The sequence below is a fragment of the Parasphingorhabdus sp. genome, assembly GCF_059726685.1.
This window is the reverse complement of the sequence record NZ_AP041068.1, coordinates 1356097-1377462: the sequence shown is the minus strand read 5'-3', so window position 1 is coordinate 1377462 and position 21366 is coordinate 1356097. Positions and strand designations below refer to the sequence as shown.

Genomic DNA, 21366 nt, shown 5'->3' with positions numbered 1-21366 from the left:
TTTATATCAATTCCTGTCGATATTTCGTGGGCGCAACACCGAATTTTCCAGCAAAGGCGCGTGTGAAGGCCGCGGGAGATTGATATCCGGTTTGAGCGGCAACCTGTTGGACGGTGATATTGCTTTCATCCAGCAGGGAGAGCGCTTTCTGGAGCCTCCAGTCGGAGAGATAGGACATAGGCCCCTGCCCAATAAGCTCGCCAAAGCGGTCGGCAAAACTGCTCCGCGACATTCCCACTTCACGGGCCAGGCTCTGGACCGTCCAGGGGGACGAAGGCTGCTTGTGCAAAAGCTCCAGCGCCTGACCGACATGAGGATCCTGAAAACCCAGGAGCAAAGGTTCCATCTGTTCTTGTTCCTCGATGCCCATCCTTAGCAATTCGATAAACATGACCTCGGACAGCCGCCGCACTGAAGCATCCGAGCCGACATGTTCGGAAAACATCTGCCGCGATATCAGACGCAAAATTTCATCAAGCCAAGGGTTTTGCGCCCGCATGGAAGAGGTCGTCAGCAGATAGTCTGGCAATGCCCGAAGCATTGGATGGTCGGCATTCTTGCGAAATGTGAAATGGCCACAGATTAACTGGGTATTGGCAACCTGATCACCATCGCCGACAACAAGTACGCCTTCGCCATCATATTCGACCTGCTCAAGCACCGTTTCGAGCGGAGGCGCGTTTTCTACCGGTCCGTCCGACAACATATGTGTCTGTCCGCGCGGGATCAGGATCAAGTCACCAGGATTAAGTGTCATCACCCGATTACCGGGTAAAGTGACCGTGCACTGCCCCTGAACAACAAGGTGAAAACGAGCTGCACCCTCAAGCACCGGCACCGTTACCGACCAGGGCCCGGAAAAATCAGTACGGAAATACAGGGCGCCGTTCAGATCGAGCGTATCGAGAATGTCGTTGAGGATATCCATGAAGAAAGCCTACAGTTTTGCAATCCCGCCATCAATTCCCAAAGACTGCGCAAGCTATCCGGAATATGATGCAGATCGTCCAGCTATCTATGGTGGAGAACTGGTTGGCAAGCCCCGCTTCCGACAAATTGCCTATGGCACGCAGCAGCGTAGCTGTTCAGCTTTGGCTGGCCGACAAGCGTTTCTTTGAACGGGCGTCCGGAAAAGGGGCGCCCGTTCAAAAAGTGCGAATTTCAAATCTGGTGAATATCGACTATTTTGGTCTCAACACAGTATCGATGATGTGAACGGTGCCGTTGCTTGAATCAATATCAGCTTCAACCACATTGACCTTGTTGCCGGCGCCATCTTCGAGAACTAGTTTTTCACCATCCAGGCTCGCCTTGATGGCTCCACCTTGCAAAGTGGTCAGGCTGGCTGTCCCGCCGCCATCGGCGATCGCCTTCGCAATATCGGCACTCTTCATATCGCCTTCGACCAGACCAAATCGTGCCATGCTGGCGAGTTCGGTCTTGTCTTCGGCCGTCATCAGACCGTTAAGTTCATCCGGATCCATCTTGTTGAACGCGTCATTATTGGCGATAAATACCGTGAATGGCCCGTCATCTTTAAGATCGACGGCAATGCCCGATATTGCGACCATGGTGCTGGCCGTGGAAAGGTCGGGATTGCCCTGAACAATAGCAGTAAGGTTGGTGGGTTTTTTGGCTTCTTCTTCCAACCGTGCATCATAAATGGCTTGTTCGTCTTCACTCATTTCAGAGGAACAGGCAGTGACAGTAGCCAATGCAGCGGTGGCTAGAAGCAATTTCATGGGGGTATTCATAACTTACCTTTCGTTGGGATTCTCTTCTTTGTATCACCAATGATTGGACTATGGCAAAGGGTTCGTGGAACGGAGCCGTAACAATATCGTTTCTGTTAGGGGCAACGATGATCCAAAAGCGAATTTTACGCCGGTTGGACATATATACCTTTGTAAAAATTAACCCTGTCGCGCATTCGCGTGACAGCGGCAAAAATCATAATCAGTATATTGAATGTGCAATGTTGAACAATTACAGAGGGCGGGGCCCGCGATGAAATTCGAACCCAAAATCGCGACGACAAAATCTGCCCGTTCTCCATTCAGTATGGTAAAACGCATCCTGAGAGTTTCGCAATCCCTGGGATCTGTGTCCTTTACCTATCATATTGCACCGTCCGTGCACTCACCGACAACCAAAATACCACGGCTGTTATTCAGCAATGCCTGGCCCAATAAAACCGCTTCGCAAAATATAGGGCTACAAAAGCAGATCGAGAATATCCACGATCTGATAATATCACTAGGGACGCCCTCCAACTATCTTTCGCTCATGGCGGGAGAAAGCATCATAAACAAAAAATTCGCAGAAAAAATTCAGACGAGGGTGGCAAGCAACGGGATTGTCGATGAATATATCATCCCGGTTTATGGACCGTATAAAATCGAAGGTTGCATGTGTTTCGGGTTTGAACAGGACGTTCATTCCCTAGAACCGGGCATTACTTGCCAGCTGGAGGCTCTCGCCAGCGTCTCGCACATCAAAATTGTGGCTTGCTTTGCGGACAAGATGGAAAGAATTGAACTTTCAAAACGGGAAACAGAGGTACTGCAATGGCTTGCCTTCGGCAAAAGCATCACCGATATTTCGACCATATTGGGCGTTCAGCCCACGACCATCGACAGCTATACGCGGCGTATCTACGCGAAATTTGGCGTCCATAACAAGATCGGGGCAGTGTTGGCCGGCGTATCGACCGGTAAGGTCAGCCTGTAGAGCGGGCACTGCTCGAAAATTCCACCATTCTCTACCCGATGAAGAGCGCCATAAGGCGCGGCGGACGCCATTTGATTTTAGCGCCCTTGCCTCGCTACGCTCGGACAATGCTCTCGGGCGTTGCGCAGAAGGTCACGCCGATCCGACGCATTGCGTCGGCAAGCGCGACCGCGTGCCCGAGCTTATGCGAGGAAAGCCAAGCGGGTGGATGCCCGCGCCCGGCGCTTGAGGGAAATAGAAAGAAGCCCGGCGGCCGGGTCGCCAACCACCGGACTTCCATTAAATCTACGGCATTATGGCTCAAAGCTTAAGGTGCCGAGTATCATAATAAAAAAAAATTTCAGGATGTTACGGCACTTCCCCTAGGAAGCCCGATGGCCGGGTCGCAATACCATCGGACTTCCAGAGGAATGCCCATTTACTGGGGCGCTCCCAAGAGGGAAGAACCACCACGAGGCCGAAGCTCCCGTGGAGGTGCGACACCGCCGCCCCCCACAATTTTCTGTGAATTAGCGGCATCGCTTCATTGTAGTAGCGGCTGATTCCATGCCCCTTTGTGACGACGGTCACTGGTCGGCAAAGAAAAGGACAAATATGTTATGATAGACCCCGATACAGGCCGCGAGGGCATTGAAAACGCGGCGGAAAGGACAATCATGGCGCATTATACCGGACGACCGCGGTTTGAATGGGATGAGGATGGCCGGATCATGACCCTGCTCAACCGGTTCGCCTTTGTCGATGATGCACAGCTGGTATGGAGCGTACCGGCAATGGTGCGGGTGGACGGCGCGTCGATCCCGAAATTTGCCTGGTCGATCCTCGGCAGTCCCTTTGTCGGTCGGTATCGCAAGGCATCGGTCGTGCATGATTGGTATTGCGACATAAGGACCCGCGAATGGAAAGCCACGCACCGGATGTTTTACGAAGCCATGCGCGCATCAAAAGTCAGCGGCGCAAAGGCACGGATCATGTACGCAGCGGTCTATTATGCCGGCCCGCGCTGGGACGTTGCCGCGGATTATGATGCTGAGCTGGCAGAAATAGTGCCAGCCGAAATCTATAGTCTGGATCAAAGTGCGATGGCAGTCGGCGAGCAGATCGAGCGACCAGAAGTTGCCATCTGGCAGCGGCGACAGATTGATGAAGATGCGTTTGTCGCCATGTGTGACGATTTCGCCAAACGCTGCACCTCGGTTGAGGATGTTGAGACGATGATTGAAGATCATATGGGGGCGACGGAATGATCCGCCTCACCGCACCATGATAACAGGCAAAAAAATGGGAGTCGATCTCCGAACAAGTTCGGATTTCGGCTCCCACTGCGCCTGATCTGGGCCATTGTCTTCTTGCGATTTCAATGTCCGCTTTTCCGGCGTCCGGTTTCCGGGCCAATATCGTTAACGGTTATCGGTTTTCCGCATTTCCGCTTGCGCGATCATGCTTCGGTTTCAAACCCGATATTGGTCCAGTCACCCGATGATTGTTGTCCATCTGCTCCGCTTTGGCTTGCGCCTCCGCTTCGCGGGTTTTTTCCAATCATCAATCGAAAGATCATTTTATCTTTCTTGCGAAAAACAACATGCTCGTTTCGACTATCTTCAGGCTTTAGATCGTTCCAGCGGGTCATTGCTGACTGGTCGCCGGTTCCATTCAAACTCCGTCCGATAAGTTTTATATGACACGGGTTTGCGAGTCGCTCCAAACGGATCCGGTCCAGTTATCCACAGATGTCGATCTTTCTTGTGGAAAAACAGTTGCCGGATTGTGGACAAGGGAAGAAAGAAGCCGCTTTCCTACAAAGGGCGCGCTGTGATATTTCTGTACTGGCTATTTCTCTGTTTTGAATAACGATCCAGAAGCAAAAAATCCGTTGGTCCGGCCTTTCGGGAGGGGGATATTCTGAAAGGGCCGGACCGTCGGTACAATCCCGGTGCCTATCGGGAGGAGAGGCGGCAACCGGGACTGAAAAAACTGTAGCGATTAAACCTGAACGGTAGTCATCATTATGATGCTGCTAACGGTCAGGGCGGCTACTATATTGAAAAGCGTTTTCATGGGACAAACTCCTGTTTTGTTAAAAACGCCGATCAAACATCACTTTTCCTGTCTAACTGATAGTCAGGAAATGGTCGTCTAACCGTTAAGTTTCAATTGAAAACGGAGATTGATTAGTTGCACATTTTGCAACTGAGAGAGGTATTAGAGAATCCCCTCAAGCAACTTTTTCCCCTTCTTCAAGGGGTTTTTGCGGAATTTGGTTTCCTCTGCCCCGATATAGGAGAAGATACCATCCATCGCCTGTTCGGTTACACTATCGGTCAAACCGTCACGCGACAGATCCATGCCGCCAATAGATGATAGCGCCGAAAGTGAGCCCAGGCTTTCGACCTGCTTGTAGGCACCAACCTCACCCAGGGCCTTTTCCACCAGCGGGCGGATTTTCACGGCCAGTTCTTCGCCCGAAGTCTTGCGCAAATAATCGGTTCCCCCGGTCCCGCCGCCGGTGACAATGCCCACACCATCGGTCAATGTCAGATTATCGATGGCAGAGCGGAATATCGGCTTGGCTTCGAGTGCCGCCTTGCCTGCCGCATCATTGAGGTTTTTGGTAATATCCTTGGTCAGGCCTGCCTTGCTGGTGAAGCGCAATATCTTGGTCGCGTTTTTCAACGGACCAGGCAATAATACACGCACTGCTTTGTCGGCATAAAAGGCGCCGGGCTGAGACAATTTATCAAGCGCCCCATCCGAAGCATCGCCGAGCAGGCTTTTGACGCCGGTCGATTGTGCATGAGCCGGGGCCGAAAATAGCGGGGTGATGGATAGTGGGGCCGCCAGCATGGCTGCTGCTGCCGTCAGTTTCAATTTCTTGGCTGTGTTTCGCATTATCCCGCTCCTGCTATGTTATGTGCGATGACGATAGCATAGCATTTTGGCGGGAAGCTGAACAGGTTCACCAAATTGTGTAAATAATTGTACCGCGATGAACCAGCAGCTGCGAGCTATTTATTTTCAGAGAATTCAAGTTTGCCACTGGTTTCCTCTGTACCCTTCTCGGTCAGTTCGAGCAGAAACGGATCGCCTTCATCGGTTTGACCAGAAAGCTTGTTGCCATCCTTTTGCACAACGAAATTCTCGTCTGTCATTTTTTGTTCGAACCAGGATACCAGATCATCGGTATTGGTCGGCGCATCGAAACTCAAAGTGACTTTGCCGCCCTGCCCGTCCTTGTCTTCGACATTCAGGCCGGTCACTTTCGAACCCGGATAAAGCGCAACATTGTTCAGATCGAAATCATCGCTGTCGAGAGATATCTGGGGCAAGTCGACATCCATGGAAAAACCGTCGGTCTTGATCGAGAATTTGCTGTCGCCGTCCTTGCCACCGATTGTCACTTTGTCCGAACCACCGGTTCCCTCACCATCGGCTTCGATCGACATTTCAAAGCCGTCGCCCTGCTCGCTCTCGCTGCCGCCAGAACAGGCAGTCAAGATCAACGGAGCGGCTGCAAGCGCGACAAGATATCTGTTGGTCATCAGGATTCTCCATACTGTATTGTCCTAATAATACAGTATGGAGCCATCAGGTCAAGGCAGAGGTTTAAGGCTCTATGGTTGCGCCGGGATTGGCCGCATTAACAACGCCCCCGTCAACGATGAGGGTTGTACCCACGACATAGTCGCCTGCACTGCTCGACAGATATATCGCCGCAGCAGCCATATCCTCAGGCCGGCCGATGCGTTTCGCCGGAATACCTTTTTCGACCGCATCTTCATGATCACGCGCTGCCTTGTTCATGTTGGATGCAAAAGCGCCGGGCGCGATGCCGGACATGATGATGTCGTCGGAAACCAGTTTGGATGCCATCTTGCGGGTCAAATGAACCACGGCCGCTTTCGATGCCTGATAGCTGTAGGTTTCCCATGGATTGACCTTGAAGCCGTCGATCGAAGCGATATTCACGACCTTGGCCGGGCGATCAAAACTGGCTGCCGCCTTCAATTGTGGATGCAGCGCCTGGGTAAGAAAGAACAGTCCTTTGACATTGGTATCCATGACCTTATCCCAGCCTGCTTCAGGAAAGCTGAGATATTCCTCACCCCAGGCCACACCGGCATTGTTGATGAGAATGTCGAGCTTCTCTTCGTGCTTTGCAAGCTCTGCAGCAAGGGCCTTACAACCCTCGACGGTGCTGACATCACCGGGCACGGAGATGCATTGATCTCCCATCTCAGCCGCAGCCGCATCACAGGCATCAGCCTTGCGACCGGAGATGTAAACCTTGGCACCCTGCGCCAGAAATCCTTCCGAGATCATCCGGCCAATGCCCCGATGTCCGCCCGTTACCAGTGCAACCCGACCCTCAAGCGAGAATAGCTTGTTAAAATCCATCATGAAGTCCTTTTAGTAACCGTGCATTTCCGCAACGAGATTGGTGTGATAATTGGCGTCGCCCATAAATTCCGCCAGCGCGCGATCACGCTTCATGTAGAGACCGATATCATATTCATCGGTCATCCCGACACCACCGTGCATTTGCACGCCTTCTTTGACCGACAGCGATGTCGCCTTGCTGGCCTTGGCCTTGGCGACAGAAACCATCATCTCGGCTTTCGATGAATCTTCATCGAGCATTTGCTGGGCTTTCAGCACGGTGGCGCGGGCAATTTCCATCTCGCTATATAAATGCGCTGCGCGGTGCTGTAGCGCCTGAAATGAACCGATAATCGTGTCGAACTGCTTGCGGCCTTTGATATATTCAACGGTGATATCCATCGCGCCAGCACCAACACCAAGTGTCTCTGCCGCCGAGCCAGCCCGACCGGCATTGAGCATCCGTTGAAGCACTGCGCCGCCTTCATCAACTTCGCCGATAACGGCATCGGCATCGACGACCACGCCGTCAAATTCGACATGCGCTGCCACTGCGCTGTCCACCAGTCGAACGCTGTCTCTCGACAAACCGCTAGCATTGGTATCGACGGCGAACAGGGTCAGGCCTTTATCTTCCCCGGCACTGCCGCTAGTCCGCGCGACCACGACAAGCGTATCGGCCGAGCCACCCTGGACAACAAATTGCTTCTTGCCATCAAGCTTGAAGCCATTGCCTTCCCGGGTTGCGGCCATGGCTATCTGATCCGGTCGGTGTTTCGGGCCTTCATCGATTGCCAGCGCCAGCACGCTGTCACCCGACAATATACCGGGGAAATATTTGTCGCGCAGTGCCTTACCGCCTGCATTCAGCGCCTCAACACCAGCGACCGCAGTCGTGAGAAAAGGCGACGGCGTAAGATTGCGGCCGATCTCTTCGAGAACAACACCGGCTTCAGTGTGACCAAGGCCCAATCCGCCTTCGTCTTCAGAAACCAGGATACCCGTAAAGCCCATTTCAGCGAACTGTTTCCACAAAGCATGGGAGAAACCATCCTTGCAGTTTTTATCACGAAATTCCCGGAAATGAGCGACATTGCCTTCGCCCTTCATAAAATCGGCTGCGCTGTCCTGCAGCATTTTCTGGTCGTCATTCAAGTAAAGCGGCATCGCTTTTATCCTTCTAATATAGTTGTTTAACTGCCGACGCGGTTAAGCGTTGGGCAATTGCAATATCTGTTTAGAAACGACGTTCAGCATGACTTCGCTGGTTCCGCCCTCAATGCTGTTGGCTTTGGTCCTGAGCCAGCCACGCGCGGTGAGCCCACCATTGGAGGCATCACTTTCCCATTCCAGCACTTCACTGCCGCCAGCAGACATAATCAATTCGTGGCGGCGTTTGTTAATCTCCGTACCGGCATATTTCATCATATTCGGCTGCGCTGGGTGGCAAAGATTGGCTTTGAACGTATCTCCAAAACGTTCTGCCATCGCTCGGAAGGCAAGCACATCAATGTCCATCTCCGCCATCTGCGCGCGAAGAATGGGATCATCCAGTCGGCCCATTTCGTCGCGACCATATTGATCGGCAAATTTTGAACCCAGCGACGTCGCTCCCGATGAGCCGTCACCGGAAATCATGCTGCGCTCATGACCCAAAAGATATTTGGCAACATCCCAGCCGCGGTTTACTTCGCCGACGACTGAAGAAACGCCATCACCGTATGTTTTCGGCACTTCTACATCGGTGAAAAATGTCTCGCAAAATGCGGATTGTCCGGAAATCAGGACGATAGGCTTCGTCTCTACGCCCTTGCTGGTCATGTCGAACAGCATGAAGCTGATGCCCTTGTGCTTGGTCGATTTGTCAGTCCGGGTCAGACAGAAAATCCAGTCGGCTTTGTCAGCGTAACTGGTCCAGATCTTCTGCCCGTTGATAAGATAGTGATCGCCTTTGTCTTCGGCAGAAGTTTGCAGCGAAGCAAGGTCCGAACCAGACCCGGGCTCCGAATACCCCTGGCACCAGCGTACTTCACCACGCGCAATCGGTGGTAGGAAATGCAGTTTCTGTTCTTCGGTTCCAAAGTGCAGCAGAGCGGGGCCAAGCATCCAGATACCAAAGCTCGACAAAGGCGAGCGAATTTTCAGTCGCCCCATTTCCTGAAGCAAGATTTTGGTCTCGGCACGGGACAGCGCCCCGCCGCCATATTCTTTCGGCCAATCAGGAACGGTCCAACCTTTGGCCGCCATTTTGTCCATCCATTCCTTCTGACCGGGTTTGAAGGTCGGATTTTTCCCACCCCAGCAAATGTCGCTTTCATCGACAACGGGCTGGCGCATTTCTGGCGGACAATTGGCTTCGAGCCAAGCAGCTGTCTCTACGCGGAAGCTTTCAAGATCGGACATGATTGTGTTCCTTTAATTGATTGATTAAGAGCAAACTAACATAGGACAGCCCCAAGGTTCAACGATCGCCTCGCATTTCCCGACAGAAATTTTTCTAGCCAAACCCGCCATCGGATTCCGTAACGTAAACAAGACGACGCCACGGAATCGATTGACGAACTTTTCGTGCGCAGCCTATGCAAGAGACAAAATGGGAGCAGGACTGGATGTGTGAAAATGACCGGAATTGGGAGGCGAAACCCGAATCAGTTTTCCCGCTGATACAGCGTATAGCCCACCATCTTAAGGGGAAACGTCCATGAACGCCGCTTCGGAAACATTGCCATTGAAATCGAAACTGGCCTACGGATTCGGATCCGTTGCCTATGGCATCAAGGATAATGGCTTCGCTACCTTCCTGCTGTTCTACTATAATCAGGTTGTCGGACTGCGCGCCGATCTCGTCAGCCTGGCCATCGCGCTCGCTCTTATTGCCGACGCCTTTATCGATCCGGCGGTTGGACAGATGAGTGATCGCACCCGGACCAAGATTGGCCGGCGCCACCCGTGGCTATACGGCGCGGTCATTCCCATTGCCCTCATCTGGATCGCCCTCTGGCACCCCCCGGAACTCAGTGAATGGGGCACATTTGCCTATCTGTTTTTCATCGCCATGGCCGTCCGCATGGCGTTTTCGGCCTATGAGGTGCCGGCGCTGGCCCTGCTACCCGAACTGAGCCGAGATTATCATGACCGGACGGCCATCATGCGATACCGATTTCTTTTTGGCTGGGGCGGCGGCATTTTTGTGATGTTCCTGGCTTATGCCTTTTTCCTCACTCCCACCGCGGCATATGCAGATGGACAACTCAATCCGGAAGGATACAGCATTTATGCGCTTTTCGGGGCGTGCATCATGATCATTGCCGCACTGTCATCTGCCATTGGCACCCACAAGAGGATTGTCGGCCAGTATCGGGCAGCCACCGAATATCCACAATCCGCCGAGAGCTTCGGAGAGATCCTGCAGGCTTTCCGCTACCGACCTTTTCTACTCTTGATGTTCGCAGGCGTTTTTGCCTTTACCAACCAGTGGCTGATTTTCGCGCTCTCTATCTATCTGTTCACCCATGTTTGGGAGTTTAACCAGGCCAATTTCACCGCCTATTCGGTCTTGCTGCTTGTCGCTGCTATCGTGGCCTTCATCATGGTCACCCCGATTTCGAAAAAGCTCGGTAAGGCACATGCCGCCTCCTGGCTCGCCCTCGTAACTCTCCTTCTCGGTACGCTCCCCTATTGGTTGCGTTTTGTCGACCTGTTTCCTGCACCCGGGGATCCCGTGATGGTGCCTGTGCTCTTCGCTTTCCTCATCAGTTCGACTGCTGCCGGAATCTCGGCGATGATTTTGACCATGTCGATGATCGCCGATGTGTCGGACCAATATGAGCATGACACCGGAAAACGGACCGAGGGACTGTTCTCTTCCGGCATGTTTTTCATGCAAAAAGTCGTCAATGGACTAGGCATTCTGCTATCTGGATTGATCATCGCTCTGGTCGGCCTGCCACAGGGTGCCGCGAGTGGCACGGTCGATCCAGAAATAGTCGACAATCTGGCACTTTTCTATGTGGTTCTTGCCACAGTGATCGCGTTGATCGGGGCTTGGGCCTACACATTGTTTCCGCTGGGCGAAAAGGATCATGAAGAACGGATGTCTGCCCGCGCGGCGGAGTAGAATTTTTCCGAATTCGGACACGTTTCCCTGTGGCAAAGCCGTCACGGCTCTGATAAGTTAATTGCATAGTTAAATCGAAAATCTTTCAAAAAAGGACATGAGCATGGATTTTGATCTCACGGAGAAACAGGAATATTGGCGCAATCAGGTGCGTGAGCATATCGAGAATCATGTGCGCCCCCGCGTTGCTGATTATCAGGCTGAAGACGAATCCGGAGATCGCTGGAAAGTCCTTCAAGTCGTGGAAGAAGAAAAAGCCAAAGCGAAAGAAAAGGGCATCTGGAATCTTTTCATGCCGCCCTCCAATCCGAACCTTCCTCATATTGATGATAGTTTTGAATTCGAAGGCCCCGGCCTGACGAACCTCGAATATGCTCTTTGCGCTGAAGAAATGGGCCGCGTCGGTTTTTCGTCTGAAGTTTTCAACTGCTCCGCACCGGATACCGGCAATATGGAAGTCTTCCATCGCTATGGCACGCTGGAACAGAAAGAGCAGTATCTTCGTCCGTTGATGAATGGTGAGATTCGTTCAGCCTTTTTGATGACAGAACCGGCTGTGGCTTCATCCGATGCAACCAACATCGAAACCGCTATCGTTCGCGATGGCGATGAATATGTAATAAATGGCCGCAAATGGTGGTCTTCCGGCCTCGGCGATCCGCGCTGCAAAATAGCGATCGTAATGGGTAAAACCTCCTTCGAGGGCAGTCGTTACACTCAGCAATCCCAGATTCTGATGCCCACAGACGCGCCCGGCGTGAACGTCATCCGTCATCTGCCTGTCTTTGGTTATGACGATGCCCCGCATGGGCATATGGAAGTCGAGATGAAAGATGTGCGTGTTCCTGCGTCCAATATCATCTTGGGTGAAGGACGTGGTTTTGAGATCGCTCAGGGCCGCCTTGGACCTGGCCGTATTCATCACTGCATGCGTACCATCGGTGTTGCGGAAGAAGCGCTTGAGAAAATGGTTAAGCGTCTGCAATCGCGTATCGCCTTCGGCAAACGTATTTCCGAGCACAGCGTTTGGGATGAACGCGTTGCTCGGGCACGTATCGATATTGATATGAGCCGTCTTCTTTGCCTGAAAGCTGCAGATATGATGGACAAGGTCGGTAACAAATACGCAAAAGCGGAGATCGCAATGATCAAGGTTCAAGCCCCAACGATGGCGTTGAAAATCATTGATGATGCCATTCAGGCGCATGGCGGAGGCGGTGTCAGCAATGACTTCGGATTGGCCAGTGCTTATGCGCATCAACGCACCCTGCGTCTTGCGGACGGCCCTGATGAGGTTCACAACCGAACGATCGCGAAAATGGAATATGGCAAATATGCCGAAACCGCTGATGGCAGCAAAATGAAGGAAGAAATATCATCCGGCGACCTTGCCGTCACGCGATAAGAGAGGACCAATTAGATGAAAGCAGCAGTCCTGGTTGAAGCGGGAAAACCGCTCGAAATCGAAGATGTAACCATCTCCAAGCCGGGACCGCACGAAGTGCTGATCCGAACGGCCGCCTGCGGGTTGTGCCATTCGGATCTTCATTTCATTGATGGCAGCTACCCGCATCCTCTGCCCGCCATACCGGGTCATGAAGCGGCTGGTATTGTCGAAGCAATTGGCAGTGAAGTGAGAACCGTCGCGGTCGGCGATGCCGTGGTTTCCTGCTTGTCTGCTTTTTGCGGCCATTGCGAATTCTGTGTTTCTGGCCGCATGTCACTCTGCCTTGGGGCCGATACACGGCGAGCGGAAGGCGAAGCGCCGCGTATTACACGCCCTGATGGTTCAACAGTTGCACAAATGCTCAATCTATCAGCTTTTGCCGAGCAGATGCTGATACATGAGCATGCCTGTACGCGGATTGATCCCGACATGCCGCTTGATCGTGCCGCAGTTATTGGTTGCGCGGTTACGACCGGAGCAGGAACCATATTTAATGCTTGCGCTGTCACACCCGGAGAAACTGTTGCAGTAGTCGGCTGCGGTGGTGTCGGATTGGCAACAATTAATGCGGCCAAAATTGCCGGTGCAGGGCGTATCATTGCTGCCGACCCTGTTCCGGAAAAACGGGACCTCGCAATGAAGCTCGGAGCGACTGATACTGTCGACGCCATGGCTGATGACGCTGCAGAACAAATTTTGGACCTTACCAAGGGAGGCGTCGATCATGCAATCGAGGCAGTCGGGCGTCCGGCATCCGGCGAACTCGCAGTTGGCTCGCTAAAACGAGGCGGCACCGCAACAATCCTCGGCATGATGCCCCTGGATCATCAAGTAGGCCTCAGCGCCATGGACTTGCTATCTGGCAAGAAATTGCAGGGCGTGCTCATGGGCGAAAACCGGTTTCCGGTCGATATTCCGCGCTTGGTCGATTTCTACCTGCGCGGCTTGCTGGATTTGGATAGTATTGTTGCTGAGACGATTCCACTTGAGCAGATTAATGACGGCTTTGAAAAAATGAAAAAGGGTGATGCGGCACGTTCCGTTATCACATTCAACTGAATAGGAAGAAGGAACTTCCATGAATCCACAAGAAGACATGACTGGTACGATGGCTGTGCCAGAGAAAGACAAGCTGGACGAGGCAAGCCTCACCAAATGGATGGAGGCTAATGTTGAAGCCTTTGCTGGCCCCATGACGATTACCAAGTTCAAGGGCGGCCAGTCAAATCCAACCTACAAAATTGAAACTCCCGGCACCGACTATGTCTTGCGCAAGAAGCCATTTGGCAAGTTATTGCCATCGGCTCACGCCGTCGACCGCGAGTTCAGAGTTATTGCCGGACTTCACCCGGCAGGCTTTCCCGTCGCAAAACCCTATGGCCTTTGCGAAGATGACGATGTCATTGGCACGATGTTCTATATCATGGGCATGGCTGACGGCCGGACGCTTTGGGATGGCACACTGCCAGGCATGGAGCCAGATGAACGACGGGCGATTTATCATGAGATGATCGATACGCTCGCCTTACTCCACAGCTATGATCCTGCCAATCTGGGCTTGGAAAAACATGGCAAGCCCGGAAATTACTGTGAACGTCAGATTTCACGCTGGACGCAGCAGTATAGATTGTCCGAACTCGAAACCATTCCGGAGATGGATCAGCTTATCGAATGGCTGACAAAGACGATACCGGAGCAAAAGAGCTTTGGCATTGTCCATGGCGATTACCGTCTCGACAATATGATCTTTGCTCATGACGAACCGAAAGTTATAGCTGTGCTTGACTGGGAGTTATCCACGCTAGGCGATCCGATTGCCGATTTTGCTTACTGGCTGATGGCCTATGAGATGGAGCCTGAGGGTCGCAGCGGTTTGAAGGGCGTTGATCTGGAAGCCCTTGGTATCCCGTCGCGGGAAGAAGCCATCGCCCGTTACTGTGAAAAATCGGGTATCGAGGATCTGCCGCCAATGGATTGGTATCTCGCTTATAACCTGTTCCGGATTGCTGCAATTTTGCAAGGCATCCAGAAGCGTGTAGTAGATGGTACGGCGAACAGCGCTGCCGCGGCCGAGATGTCTGACCGCGTAACACCCCTGGCCCAAGCCGGATGGGAAGCGGCAAAGCGCGCTGGCGCCTGAAAACAAGCTAACAGGAGCACGAACATGGCGGATCTCCAGGATAAAGTAGCCATCGTAACCGGCGCAGGCAGCGGTATTGGCAGGGCCTCGGCGCTGTTATTTGCCGAGCATGGCGCAAAAGTGATTGCCAGCGATGTGACAGATGCGGTGGAAGAAACCGCCAAGGGCTCGAATGGCGATATCATCGCGATCAAGGCCGACGCTGGATCGGAAGGCGATATTGAAATGCTCGTCGATGCGGCCGAGCAGAAATTTGGCGACCTGCACGTTTTTTTCGCCAATGCTGGCATAGGCGGCGGTTTTGAAGGCATTTTCGACAGCAGTGTCGCCGAATGGCAAGAGGTGCTGCGCGTCAATCTGATTGGACCGTTTCTGGCGGCGAAATATGCCGGCAAGGTCATTGCCGACAGTGGGCATGGCGGTTCGATCATCTGTACCGCCAGTGTGGCCGGTATCCGGTCTGGTGCAGGCGGCCCGGCTTATTCGGCGTCCAAGGCGGGCGTTATCAATCTGGTCAAAGTTGCCGCGCAACAATTTGCTACAGCCAATGTCCGCTGTAACGCCATTTGCCCCGGTATCACGGAAACCGGTATGACCCAGTTCATCTATGACAAAGCGCGGGAAAAAGGCAAAGAGGACCGACTTGGTTACCTCAATCCCTTGCGCCGCGGGGCCAATCCGATCGAGATGGCGGAAGTTGCCTTATTTTTGGCATCCGACAGGTCATCCTATGTCAATGGCCAGGCGATTGCCGTAGACGGAGGGCTAAGTGCTTCGCATCCTGTTACCCGTCAGGAATTTGGCCGTACTGCCGTTTAGCGACTAGTTCGCGAAAGCGAGCTCACCGTCACCAAGTTGCACAAAATCAACCCGGCCATTTGTTGTCCCACACAAGAAACTTGTTTGCGCTTTGCCGGACAGATTGCCTTCAACGCGCCAGCCTTCCCCATCACGGGCAACTGATTGAATTTGAGAAACACGGGCGTCGTCTCCCGCCTGACGCTCGGTAGCGTTGGAGCAGACGTTGATGGCCGTATCCATCGAACTTGTAACACGATCCCTGCTACCATCTCTGCGACTGTCTGAGCGACGATCATCCCGACGATCATCATAGCGCCGGTCGTCATTGCGGCGATCATAGCGATAATCGCGATCCTCATAACGGCGATCCCGCTTGTTTTTTGAGGCTGCACTGGCAATTGCCGCAATACCACCGATGATCAAAACACCAGCCAATACATCGCCAGCATCCACCCGGTTCCGATGCCGCCGATAACCACGGCCATAGCCATAGCCGCGATACCCACGGTAACCGCGATATCCGCGCCAGCCTTCAGCCTTGTCGCTATCAGCTGTCCACCCAAGGCTATCCAGATCCAGAACATTTACCGGTGCCGGTGCAGGATTGACCGGTGCTGCCATCGCAGGCGCAAATCCGGTGAAGACCAAGGCCGTCGATGCGACGGCGGCGGAAACTTTCTTATGAAAACGCATAACTCATACCCCCAAAGATTTACCAGATTCTGTGCCCCAGACTCCAGTCATATACCATAAATAGTTGGTCCAGCCTGTCGCCAGGCTGAACCATATTCTTATATCCTGTGACCTTAGTAACGATGTCTAAGGTCTTTCAGGCGCACTCCGGACACCCGGCGACCTTCAACATAGCAGGTAAACTTGCCGCGATCGTAGCTGCGGCGATAGCCGCGATAACCGTCTTTCACCACGAGCCGGCCCTTGATTTTATAGCCGTAGCGGGTCCGCTTCACATCACGAATTTGGGTCACATCAGCCCGGCCGTAATAGCTCGCCTTACGCTCAGCAGCTCGGACACATTTGTTCACGGCCCGGCGTGGACGAATACGCTTGCGATCGCCATAGCCATAGCGCTTGTCACGATAGCGCCGATCCCGATAGTCATCGTCATAATAGCTGTTGCTATACTTATCCTTCTTTCCCGAAGACAATATCGCGGCCAGTCCGCCCAGCACGACCGCTCCGGCTATCACTTCGCCGGCGCTGATACCGCCCCGGTCATAATCTTTCGCCATCGCAGGCGTTGCAGAAACGGCCATCGCAGTTGCGGCAGCGGTTCCGACCAATGCTGTTTTAAGACTGTTCATCTCCACGTTCCTTTTACTCCCACTCGAGAACTATTTTCGAGCTTGCGAAACCTTTTTAGGGGATCGCTGTTGAGTGGAGACTGAACCCTCTTGTCAGCAGTCGTTCAGGTTAGTATCGACTTTTATGAACACAATAATTACTAGTTTTCCAACAAATAGATGCGAAGTTTACAAAGTGAACACCCTCCTTATGGGCATTCATGACAAACCGGAATCAGGTGAAATTGCAAAATCTCTTTTGGAGATTCATCAATCGCGCAGAATCGTATCACGATCCAAAAACCGCTTCACACAATATCACAAACCGAAACATGTAGGACAGCCGTCAATGGACATGACTATCATGGAATCAAAAAAGGCCGAAGGTGCTTCCACCCCCGGCCTTTTCGTTCAGTATATGGAGGTTCAGAAGCCCTTGCGAACGGTCAAACCAAATGTTCTGGGCTGACCAACCCGAAATGCTGTTCGGGCACGCCCGCCACGTTCCCGGTCAAAGGACAACAGCGCGTTTTCATCAAAGACATTCTTCACATAGATTGTAACGTCCAGCTGATTGTCGAGCTTGACCCCGGCGCTGAGATTGACCAGTTCATAGGCTGGCAATTTCAGATCGATGACCGTTGCTTCATTACCGGTGGCGCCGCCAAAAGGCAGTCCGGAGACAAAGGAGCGCGGATTATCAACCTGGTCACTGGGCTGTGTAAACCGGCTACCGACATGCTGGGCTGACGCGCTGATAAAGGCTTCACCTGCACCAATGGGCCAGCTGTAAGTTGCATCACCGGATATCTGGAATTTCGGCACCGATGGCAGACGGTTTCCGTCTTCCACACCGCCCAACACGTTACCCGCACCATCGACGACGGTAGAATCAAACTCGGCTTCCAGTATCGAACCGGACAATCCGATATCGAGACCGGTCAGCACTTCTGCTGACAGCTCCCATTCCAGACCCAGAGTATGGGCTTCCGGTACGTTGAAGGTGATCCGCGACGAACAGGAACCCGCATCCAGTGTAACCTGCAGATCACTAATGTCGGTATAGAAGGCCGCAGCGTTGAAGGTGATACCGCCGCTTTGCGCTTTCACGCCGAGCTCATAGTTCCAGAGCGATTCATCATCATAATCCTGGAACGAACCAAAAATGGCCGCATCTTGTGGTGAACATAGCGGAATATTCAGTGGATCATTCACCCCGCCCAATCGAAAACCCTGAGACGCCTGAGCATTGACCGAAATATCATCGGTAATGTCATAGTTGACCAGCAAACGCGGCGTGAAACCGTTGGATGATGTCACATCAACCACTCCGCTATCGCCATTTGCGAACAGACCGCCGGTGCTGATCATCCGCGTTTCTTCAAAATCATAATAGCGACCGCCAGCCGTGATCGTCAGACTGTCAGTGAGATCGAAACTGGCTTCCGCAAAGGCGGCAAATTGCTCGATATCATAGTCCAGATCGGAGTTGAACGGCGAGTCAGTGCCGAATCCATTGGCGGCACCCGCAGCCGTTCCTGCGCCCAATGCGGCATCAGTTGCGGCATCATAACCAGGCGTTGGAAGGCGCTGGCGATATTCACGCGTAACCGAAGAATAGAAACCGCCGACGACCCACTGGAACCGGCTTTCATTGTCGGACGCAAACCGGACTTCCTGAGAATATTGTGACAGGTTAGTCGTATCCCGCAGATTGGAGGGCAGCAATGCATCAGCCTCAAGAAAACCAAGATCGATAGACACCGATCCGGTCAAAGCACTTGCGTCGCGACTAACCAGAATTTCCCGATCCGTGTAGCTGGTGACCGCAGTAAAGTTTACAGTGCCAAGATCAGCATTAAACGTCAGGTCCGCGATCAACGTCTGGTCTTCAAAAGCCTCATCCAGCAGCAAATATTGCTGGCGCTCACCGAGCTCAATCGCGGGGCGGGTCGTTGTGAACGGATTGGCGAACACGTTGAAGACTTCCTGGCGGTTAAAGCCATCGGATTTGATTTCCTGATAGACAACGCGCGGCGTTATGGTCAGCCCTTCGACAGGTTGCAGCGTTAGCGCGAGACGGCCGCCATAGCGTTCACCGCTATTGACGTCTTCCTCCGACGCACCGCCCTCACCCAAAGCCTCAATGAAGCCGCCAAATTGGGTGTAGTAGCCGACCGCGCGAAGGGCCAGTTTATCCTCGATCAGCGGGACGTTGACCGCCCCTTTCAAACTGTAACCCAGATCATCACCATCGACGAGATTGACATCGCCCTCGGCAACACCTTCCAACTCATTCAGATTGGGCTGGTTGGTGATGTACCGGATGGTACCGCCAATTGAGCCAGAACCGAACAGTGTACCCTGGGGACCGCGCAAGGTCTCCACACGGTTTAAGTCGAACAGATCGAGGTCCGGCGTAAACAGGGACAGTGAGATGACCGATTCATCCAGATATACACCGACCTGCTCTTTCACGCCGGGCTGGTCACGGACAATCTGCCCCGCCGATACACCGCGAATGGCGACCTGGCTCTGGCCGGGGCCAAGATTTTGGATAGAAAGCCCCGCAACGTTACGAGAAATATCTTCCAGCGTGGTAGCCCCGCTCTTTTGAATATCCGCCGCTGTCTGTGCGTTTATGGAAAATGGAATATCTTGAAGATTGGCGTCGCGTTTTGTCGCCGTGACAATGATAATATTGTCATCCGCCTCTGCCGCTTCCTCAGCATCTTGAGCCAATGCAGGCTGTGATGCCATGGCAAAAGCCAACGCGGACAGACTTGCAAATTTTACTGATTTCATAGCTAAACCCTCTCAATATGTTCTGCTGCGATGACCATTATGGTCAAATTCACAACCGAGGCTCTGTGGCCTACAACCGCTTTAAAATGCGATTTTACATTAAGTGAAGGCCAAACTCGCGTTTTCACTAGTATTTTTGACAGGGGGTGTTTTTCTGTGTCGAATAGGTCACATATCGGACCTATTCATCCGATCTGGACAAAAAAAGGGCCGGGATGTTTTCACATCACCGGCCATAAAGTTGTTGTTCTCAGGAGGAACAAGTGGAGGTGCCGACCTCAGTTTTGGGAGGAGATGGTCGGCACCAAACTTTTTAACCTTTGGCGAATTCCGGGTAAGCTTCGACACCGACTTCTGCGATATCCATACCCAGTCGCTCGTCTTCTTCTGAAGGACGAACACCAATGGTGAATTTCAAAATAGTCCAGACGATGGCGCTAAGCACGAAGGTGAAGGCACCGATCGACACCACGCCCAGAGCCTGTACGCCCAGTTGCTCGCCTACGCTCAGCGTAACACCGTCAACTTCTGACTGGGTGTTCCAGGCAACGATCAACGTGCCCCAGATACCGGCCAGGAGGTGGACAGGAATAGCGCCCACGACATCGTCAATTTTCAGCTTGTCGAGCAGTGGCACTGCGAACACTACAATCAGGCCGCCAACACTACCGATAAGGATCGAAGCCGGAACGGACGGCGTAAGTGGCTCCGCCGTGATCGACACCAGGCCAGCCAGCGCGCCGTTCAGCGCCATGGTGACATCAATCTTCTTATAGAGGATCTGCGTCAGGATAATCGCGGTCACCACGCCGCCAGCAGCAGCCATGTTGGTGTTCACGAAAATCTTGGACACATCGCTGACATCACCAATAGTGCCCATGGCAAGCTGTGACGCACCGTTGAAACCAAACCAGCCGAGCCACAGGATGAAAGTACCCAGTGTAGCAAGCGGAATATTGGAACCCGGCATCACCGTGAGCTTACCATTCACATAGCGTCCGAGACGGGGACCGATGATAAGCGCACCAGCCAATGCCGCCCAGCCGCCGACAGAGTGGACCAGCGTAGATCCGGCAAAGTCACTGAAGCCGCGCTGATCAAGCCAGCCTGTACCCCATTCCCAGCTACCGGTAATCGGATAGATAAAGCCGGTAAGTATCAGGACAAAGATCATGAAGGGCCAGAATTTTACGCGTTCTGCAATGGTGCCCGAAACGATCGAGGCTGTTGTCGCGCAGAATACCATCTGGAAGAACCAGTCCGATGCGACGGAGTAACCCGTTTCGACATCCGCTTCACCCACGGCCTGCATCCCATAGGGGCCGAAAGTTCCGATCCAGCTCGTCACATCCGTGTACATCAGGTTATAACCTGTGACCCAGAACATGATCCCGGCAAGCGAATACAAACTGATATTTTTCAAGCACTGCATGGAGACATTTTTCGAGCGTACCAGCCCGGCCTCAAGCATCGCAAAGCCTGCGGCCATCCACATGACCAGAAAACCGCCGATCAAAAAGAGCAGCGTGTTGAAAATATAGGCGACATTGGCGCTCGGATCAGCCACTTCGGCTGCTTCCTGTGCCAACGCGGGCGATGCCATCCCCATGGCTACCAATCCCGCAGATAGTGTTAGAATTTTTCTCAT

20 protein-coding genes are annotated in these 21366 nt (G+C 52.9%); 8 read left to right on the top strand and 12 right to left on the bottom strand.

What is annotated here, in order from left to right; genetic code table 11:
• Position 1 precedes the first annotated feature (1 nt).
• The gene (locus AC6I9Z_RS06860; RefSeq protein ID WP_461454599.1) at positions 2-928 is read right to left on the bottom strand and encodes an AraC family transcriptional regulator; all 927 of its coding nucleotides are present in this window, start codon (positions 926-928) and stop codon (positions 2-4) included.
• Between AC6I9Z_RS06860 and AC6I9Z_RS06855 the strand changes: the two genes are divergently transcribed.
• The gene (locus AC6I9Z_RS06855; RefSeq protein WP_461454597.1) at positions 927-1118 is read left to right on the top strand and encodes a hypothetical protein; all 192 of its coding nucleotides are present in this window, start codon (positions 927-929) and stop codon (positions 1116-1118) included. The genes AC6I9Z_RS06860 and AC6I9Z_RS06855 overlap by 2 nt on opposite strands.
• A 63-nt stretch (positions 1119-1181) precedes the next feature.
• On the opposite strand, the gene AC6I9Z_RS06850 is transcribed toward AC6I9Z_RS06855, so the two are convergent.
• Positions 1182-1742, bottom strand: coding sequence for a fasciclin domain-containing protein (locus AC6I9Z_RS06850; protein WP_461454595.1), 561 nt, complete (start codon positions 1740-1742; stop codon positions 1182-1184).
• A 265-nt stretch (positions 1743-2007) separates the two neighbouring features.
• On the opposite strand from AC6I9Z_RS06850, the gene AC6I9Z_RS06845 reads away from it, so the two are divergent.
• Positions 2008-2730 carry a response regulator transcription factor gene (locus AC6I9Z_RS06845; protein ID WP_497811334.1) on the top strand — a complete coding sequence of 241 codons (723 nt, stop codon included), beginning with the start codon at positions 2008-2010 and terminating at the stop codon, positions 2728-2730.
• 599 nt (positions 2731-3329) lie between these two features.
• A complete protein-coding gene (locus AC6I9Z_RS06840; protein WP_461454592.1) occupies positions 3330-3977 on the top strand; it encodes a DUF1353 domain-containing protein in 648 nt (215 codons plus the stop codon).
• Between the two features lie 191 nt (positions 3978-4168).
• Here AC6I9Z_RS06840 and AC6I9Z_RS06835 read toward each other — a convergent pair whose 3' ends face one another.
• The 6 genes from AC6I9Z_RS06835 to AC6I9Z_RS06810 form a co-directional block, all read right to left on the bottom strand.
• The gene (locus AC6I9Z_RS06835; protein ID WP_461454590.1) at positions 4169-4360 is read right to left on the bottom strand and encodes a hypothetical protein; all 192 of its coding nucleotides are present in this window, start codon (positions 4358-4360) and stop codon (positions 4169-4171) included.
• Positions 4361-4932: 572 nt separating this feature from the next.
• A complete protein-coding gene (locus tag AC6I9Z_RS06830) occupies positions 4933-5619 on the bottom strand; it encodes a DUF4197 domain-containing protein (protein ID WP_461454588.1) in 687 nt (228 codons plus the stop codon).
• Positions 5620-5735: 116 nt separating this feature from the next.
• Complete coding sequence (locus AC6I9Z_RS06825) at positions 5736-6269, bottom strand: hypothetical protein (RefSeq protein ID WP_461454586.1); 534 nt, start codon at positions 6267-6269, stop codon at positions 5736-5738.
• A 64-nt stretch (positions 6270-6333) separates the two neighbouring features.
• The gene (locus AC6I9Z_RS06820) at positions 6334-7125 is read right to left on the bottom strand and encodes an SDR family oxidoreductase (protein WP_461456869.1); all 792 of its coding nucleotides are present in this window, start codon (positions 7123-7125) and stop codon (positions 6334-6336) included.
• 12 nt (positions 7126-7137) lie between these two features.
• Positions 7138-8274 (bottom strand): acyl-CoA dehydrogenase family protein, encoded by a 1137-nt coding sequence (locus AC6I9Z_RS06815; RefSeq protein WP_461454584.1) that lies wholly within the window; start codon positions 8272-8274, stop codon positions 7138-7140.
• A gap of 42 nt (positions 8275-8316) precedes the next feature.
• Positions 8317-9510, bottom strand: a complete 1194-nt coding sequence (locus AC6I9Z_RS06810; RefSeq protein WP_461454582.1) for an acyl-CoA dehydrogenase family protein — start codon at positions 9508-9510, stop codon at positions 8317-8319.
• Between the two features lie 298 nt (positions 9511-9808).
• On the opposite strand from AC6I9Z_RS06810, the gene AC6I9Z_RS06805 reads away from it, so the two are divergent.
• The 5 genes from AC6I9Z_RS06805 to AC6I9Z_RS06785 all read left to right on the top strand — a co-directional run bounded on the left by AC6I9Z_RS06805 (position 9809) and on the right by AC6I9Z_RS06785 (position 15630).
• On the top strand, positions 9809-11224 hold the full coding sequence (locus tag AC6I9Z_RS06805; RefSeq protein WP_461454580.1) for an MFS transporter: 1416 nt from the start codon (positions 9809-9811) through the stop codon (positions 11222-11224).
• Positions 11225-11327: 103 nt separating this feature from the next.
• Positions 11328-12629: an acyl-CoA dehydrogenase family protein gene (locus AC6I9Z_RS06800; protein ID WP_461454578.1), complete on the top strand. Its 1302-nt coding sequence runs from the start codon at positions 11328-11330 to the stop codon at positions 12627-12629.
• A 15-nt stretch (positions 12630-12644) separates the two neighbouring features.
• Complete coding sequence (locus AC6I9Z_RS06795) at positions 12645-13730, top strand: Zn-dependent alcohol dehydrogenase (RefSeq protein ID WP_461454576.1); 1086 nt, start codon at positions 12645-12647, stop codon at positions 13728-13730.
• Between the two features lie 19 nt (positions 13731-13749).
• Complete coding sequence (locus tag AC6I9Z_RS06790; RefSeq protein WP_461454574.1) at positions 13750-14811, top strand: phosphotransferase family protein; 1062 nt, start codon at positions 13750-13752, stop codon at positions 14809-14811.
• Between the two features lie 24 nt (positions 14812-14835).
• A complete protein-coding gene (locus AC6I9Z_RS06785) occupies positions 14836-15630 on the top strand; it encodes an SDR family NAD(P)-dependent oxidoreductase (protein WP_461454572.1) in 795 nt (264 codons plus the stop codon).
• Positions 15631-15633: 3 nt separating this feature from the next.
• Here the strand turns inward: AC6I9Z_RS06785 and AC6I9Z_RS06780 are convergent, their stop codons facing one another.
• The 4 genes from AC6I9Z_RS06780 to AC6I9Z_RS06765 all read right to left on the bottom strand — a co-directional run bounded on the left by AC6I9Z_RS06780 (position 15634) and on the right by AC6I9Z_RS06765 (position 21366).
• Positions 15634-16305, bottom strand: coding sequence for a hypothetical protein (locus AC6I9Z_RS06780; protein ID WP_461454570.1), 672 nt, complete (start codon positions 16303-16305; stop codon positions 15634-15636).
• Between the two features lie 113 nt (positions 16306-16418).
• The gene (locus AC6I9Z_RS06775; RefSeq protein WP_461454568.1) at positions 16419-16934 is read right to left on the bottom strand and encodes a hypothetical protein; all 516 of its coding nucleotides are present in this window, start codon (positions 16932-16934) and stop codon (positions 16419-16421) included.
• A 405-nt stretch (positions 16935-17339) separates the two neighbouring features.
• Positions 17340-19718 (bottom strand): TonB-dependent receptor, encoded by a 2379-nt coding sequence (locus tag AC6I9Z_RS06770; protein ID WP_461454566.1) that lies wholly within the window; start codon positions 19716-19718, stop codon positions 17340-17342.
• A gap of 313 nt (positions 19719-20031) precedes the next feature.
• Entirely contained in the window at positions 20032-21366 is a 1335-nt protein-coding gene (locus AC6I9Z_RS06765; protein ID WP_461454564.1) for an ammonium transporter, read from the bottom strand.

What these genes read in the sequence shown, in the direction of transcription:
- AC6I9Z_RS06855 (WP_461454597.1), top strand. Translation starts at nt 927, where the DNA reads ATGAAGAAAGCCTACAGTTTTGCAATCCCGCCATCAATTCCCAAAGAC.
- AC6I9Z_RS06860 (WP_461454599.1), bottom strand. Translation starts at nt 928, where the DNA reads ATGGATATCCTCAACGACATTCTCGATACGCTCGATCTGAACGGCGCC.
- AC6I9Z_RS06850 (WP_461454595.1), bottom strand. Translation starts at nt 1,742, where the DNA reads ATGAAATTGCTTCTAGCCACCGCTGCATTGGCTACTGTCACTGCCTGT.
- AC6I9Z_RS06845 (WP_497811334.1), top strand. Translation starts at nt 2,008, where the DNA reads ATGAAATTCGAACCCAAAATCGCGACGACAAAATCTGCCCGTTCTCCA.
- AC6I9Z_RS06840 (WP_461454592.1), top strand. Translation starts at nt 3,330, where the DNA reads ATGATAGACCCCGATACAGGCCGCGAGGGCATTGAAAACGCGGCGGAA.
- AC6I9Z_RS06835 (WP_461454590.1), bottom strand. Translation starts at nt 4,360, where the DNA reads ATGACCCGCTGGAACGATCTAAAGCCTGAAGATAGTCGAAACGAGCAT.
- AC6I9Z_RS06830 (WP_461454588.1), bottom strand. Translation starts at nt 5,619, where the DNA reads ATGCGAAACACAGCCAAGAAATTGAAACTGACGGCAGCAGCAGCCATG.
- AC6I9Z_RS06825 (WP_461454586.1), bottom strand. Translation starts at nt 6,269, where the DNA reads ATGACCAACAGATATCTTGTCGCGCTTGCAGCCGCTCCGTTGATCTTG.
- AC6I9Z_RS06820 (WP_461456869.1), bottom strand. Translation starts at nt 7,125, where the DNA reads ATGGATTTTAACAAGCTATTCTCGCTTGAGGGTCGGGTTGCACTGGTA.
- AC6I9Z_RS06815 (WP_461454584.1), bottom strand. Translation starts at nt 8,274, where the DNA reads ATGCCGCTTTACTTGAATGACGACCAGAAAATGCTGCAGGACAGCGCA.
- AC6I9Z_RS06810 (WP_461454582.1), bottom strand. Translation starts at nt 9,510, where the DNA reads ATGTCCGATCTTGAAAGCTTCCGCGTAGAGACAGCTGCTTGGCTCGAA.
- AC6I9Z_RS06805 (WP_461454580.1), top strand. Translation starts at nt 9,809, where the DNA reads ATGAACGCCGCTTCGGAAACATTGCCATTGAAATCGAAACTGGCCTAC.
- AC6I9Z_RS06800 (WP_461454578.1), top strand. Translation starts at nt 11,328, where the DNA reads ATGGATTTTGATCTCACGGAGAAACAGGAATATTGGCGCAATCAGGTG.
- AC6I9Z_RS06795 (WP_461454576.1), top strand. Translation starts at nt 12,645, where the DNA reads ATGAAAGCAGCAGTCCTGGTTGAAGCGGGAAAACCGCTCGAAATCGAA.
- AC6I9Z_RS06790 (WP_461454574.1), top strand. Translation starts at nt 13,750, where the DNA reads ATGAATCCACAAGAAGACATGACTGGTACGATGGCTGTGCCAGAGAAA.
- AC6I9Z_RS06785 (WP_461454572.1), top strand. Translation starts at nt 14,836, where the DNA reads ATGGCGGATCTCCAGGATAAAGTAGCCATCGTAACCGGCGCAGGCAGC.
- AC6I9Z_RS06780 (WP_461454570.1), bottom strand. Translation starts at nt 16,305, where the DNA reads ATGCGTTTTCATAAGAAAGTTTCCGCCGCCGTCGCATCGACGGCCTTG.
- AC6I9Z_RS06775 (WP_461454568.1), bottom strand. Translation starts at nt 16,934, where the DNA reads ATGAACAGTCTTAAAACAGCATTGGTCGGAACCGCTGCCGCAACTGCG.
- AC6I9Z_RS06770 (WP_461454566.1), bottom strand. Translation starts at nt 19,718, where the DNA reads ATGAAATCAGTAAAATTTGCAAGTCTGTCCGCGTTGGCTTTTGCCATG.
- AC6I9Z_RS06765 (WP_461454564.1), bottom strand. Translation starts at nt 21,366, where the DNA reads ATGAGAAAAATTCTAACACTATCTGCGGGATTGGTAGCCATGGGGATG.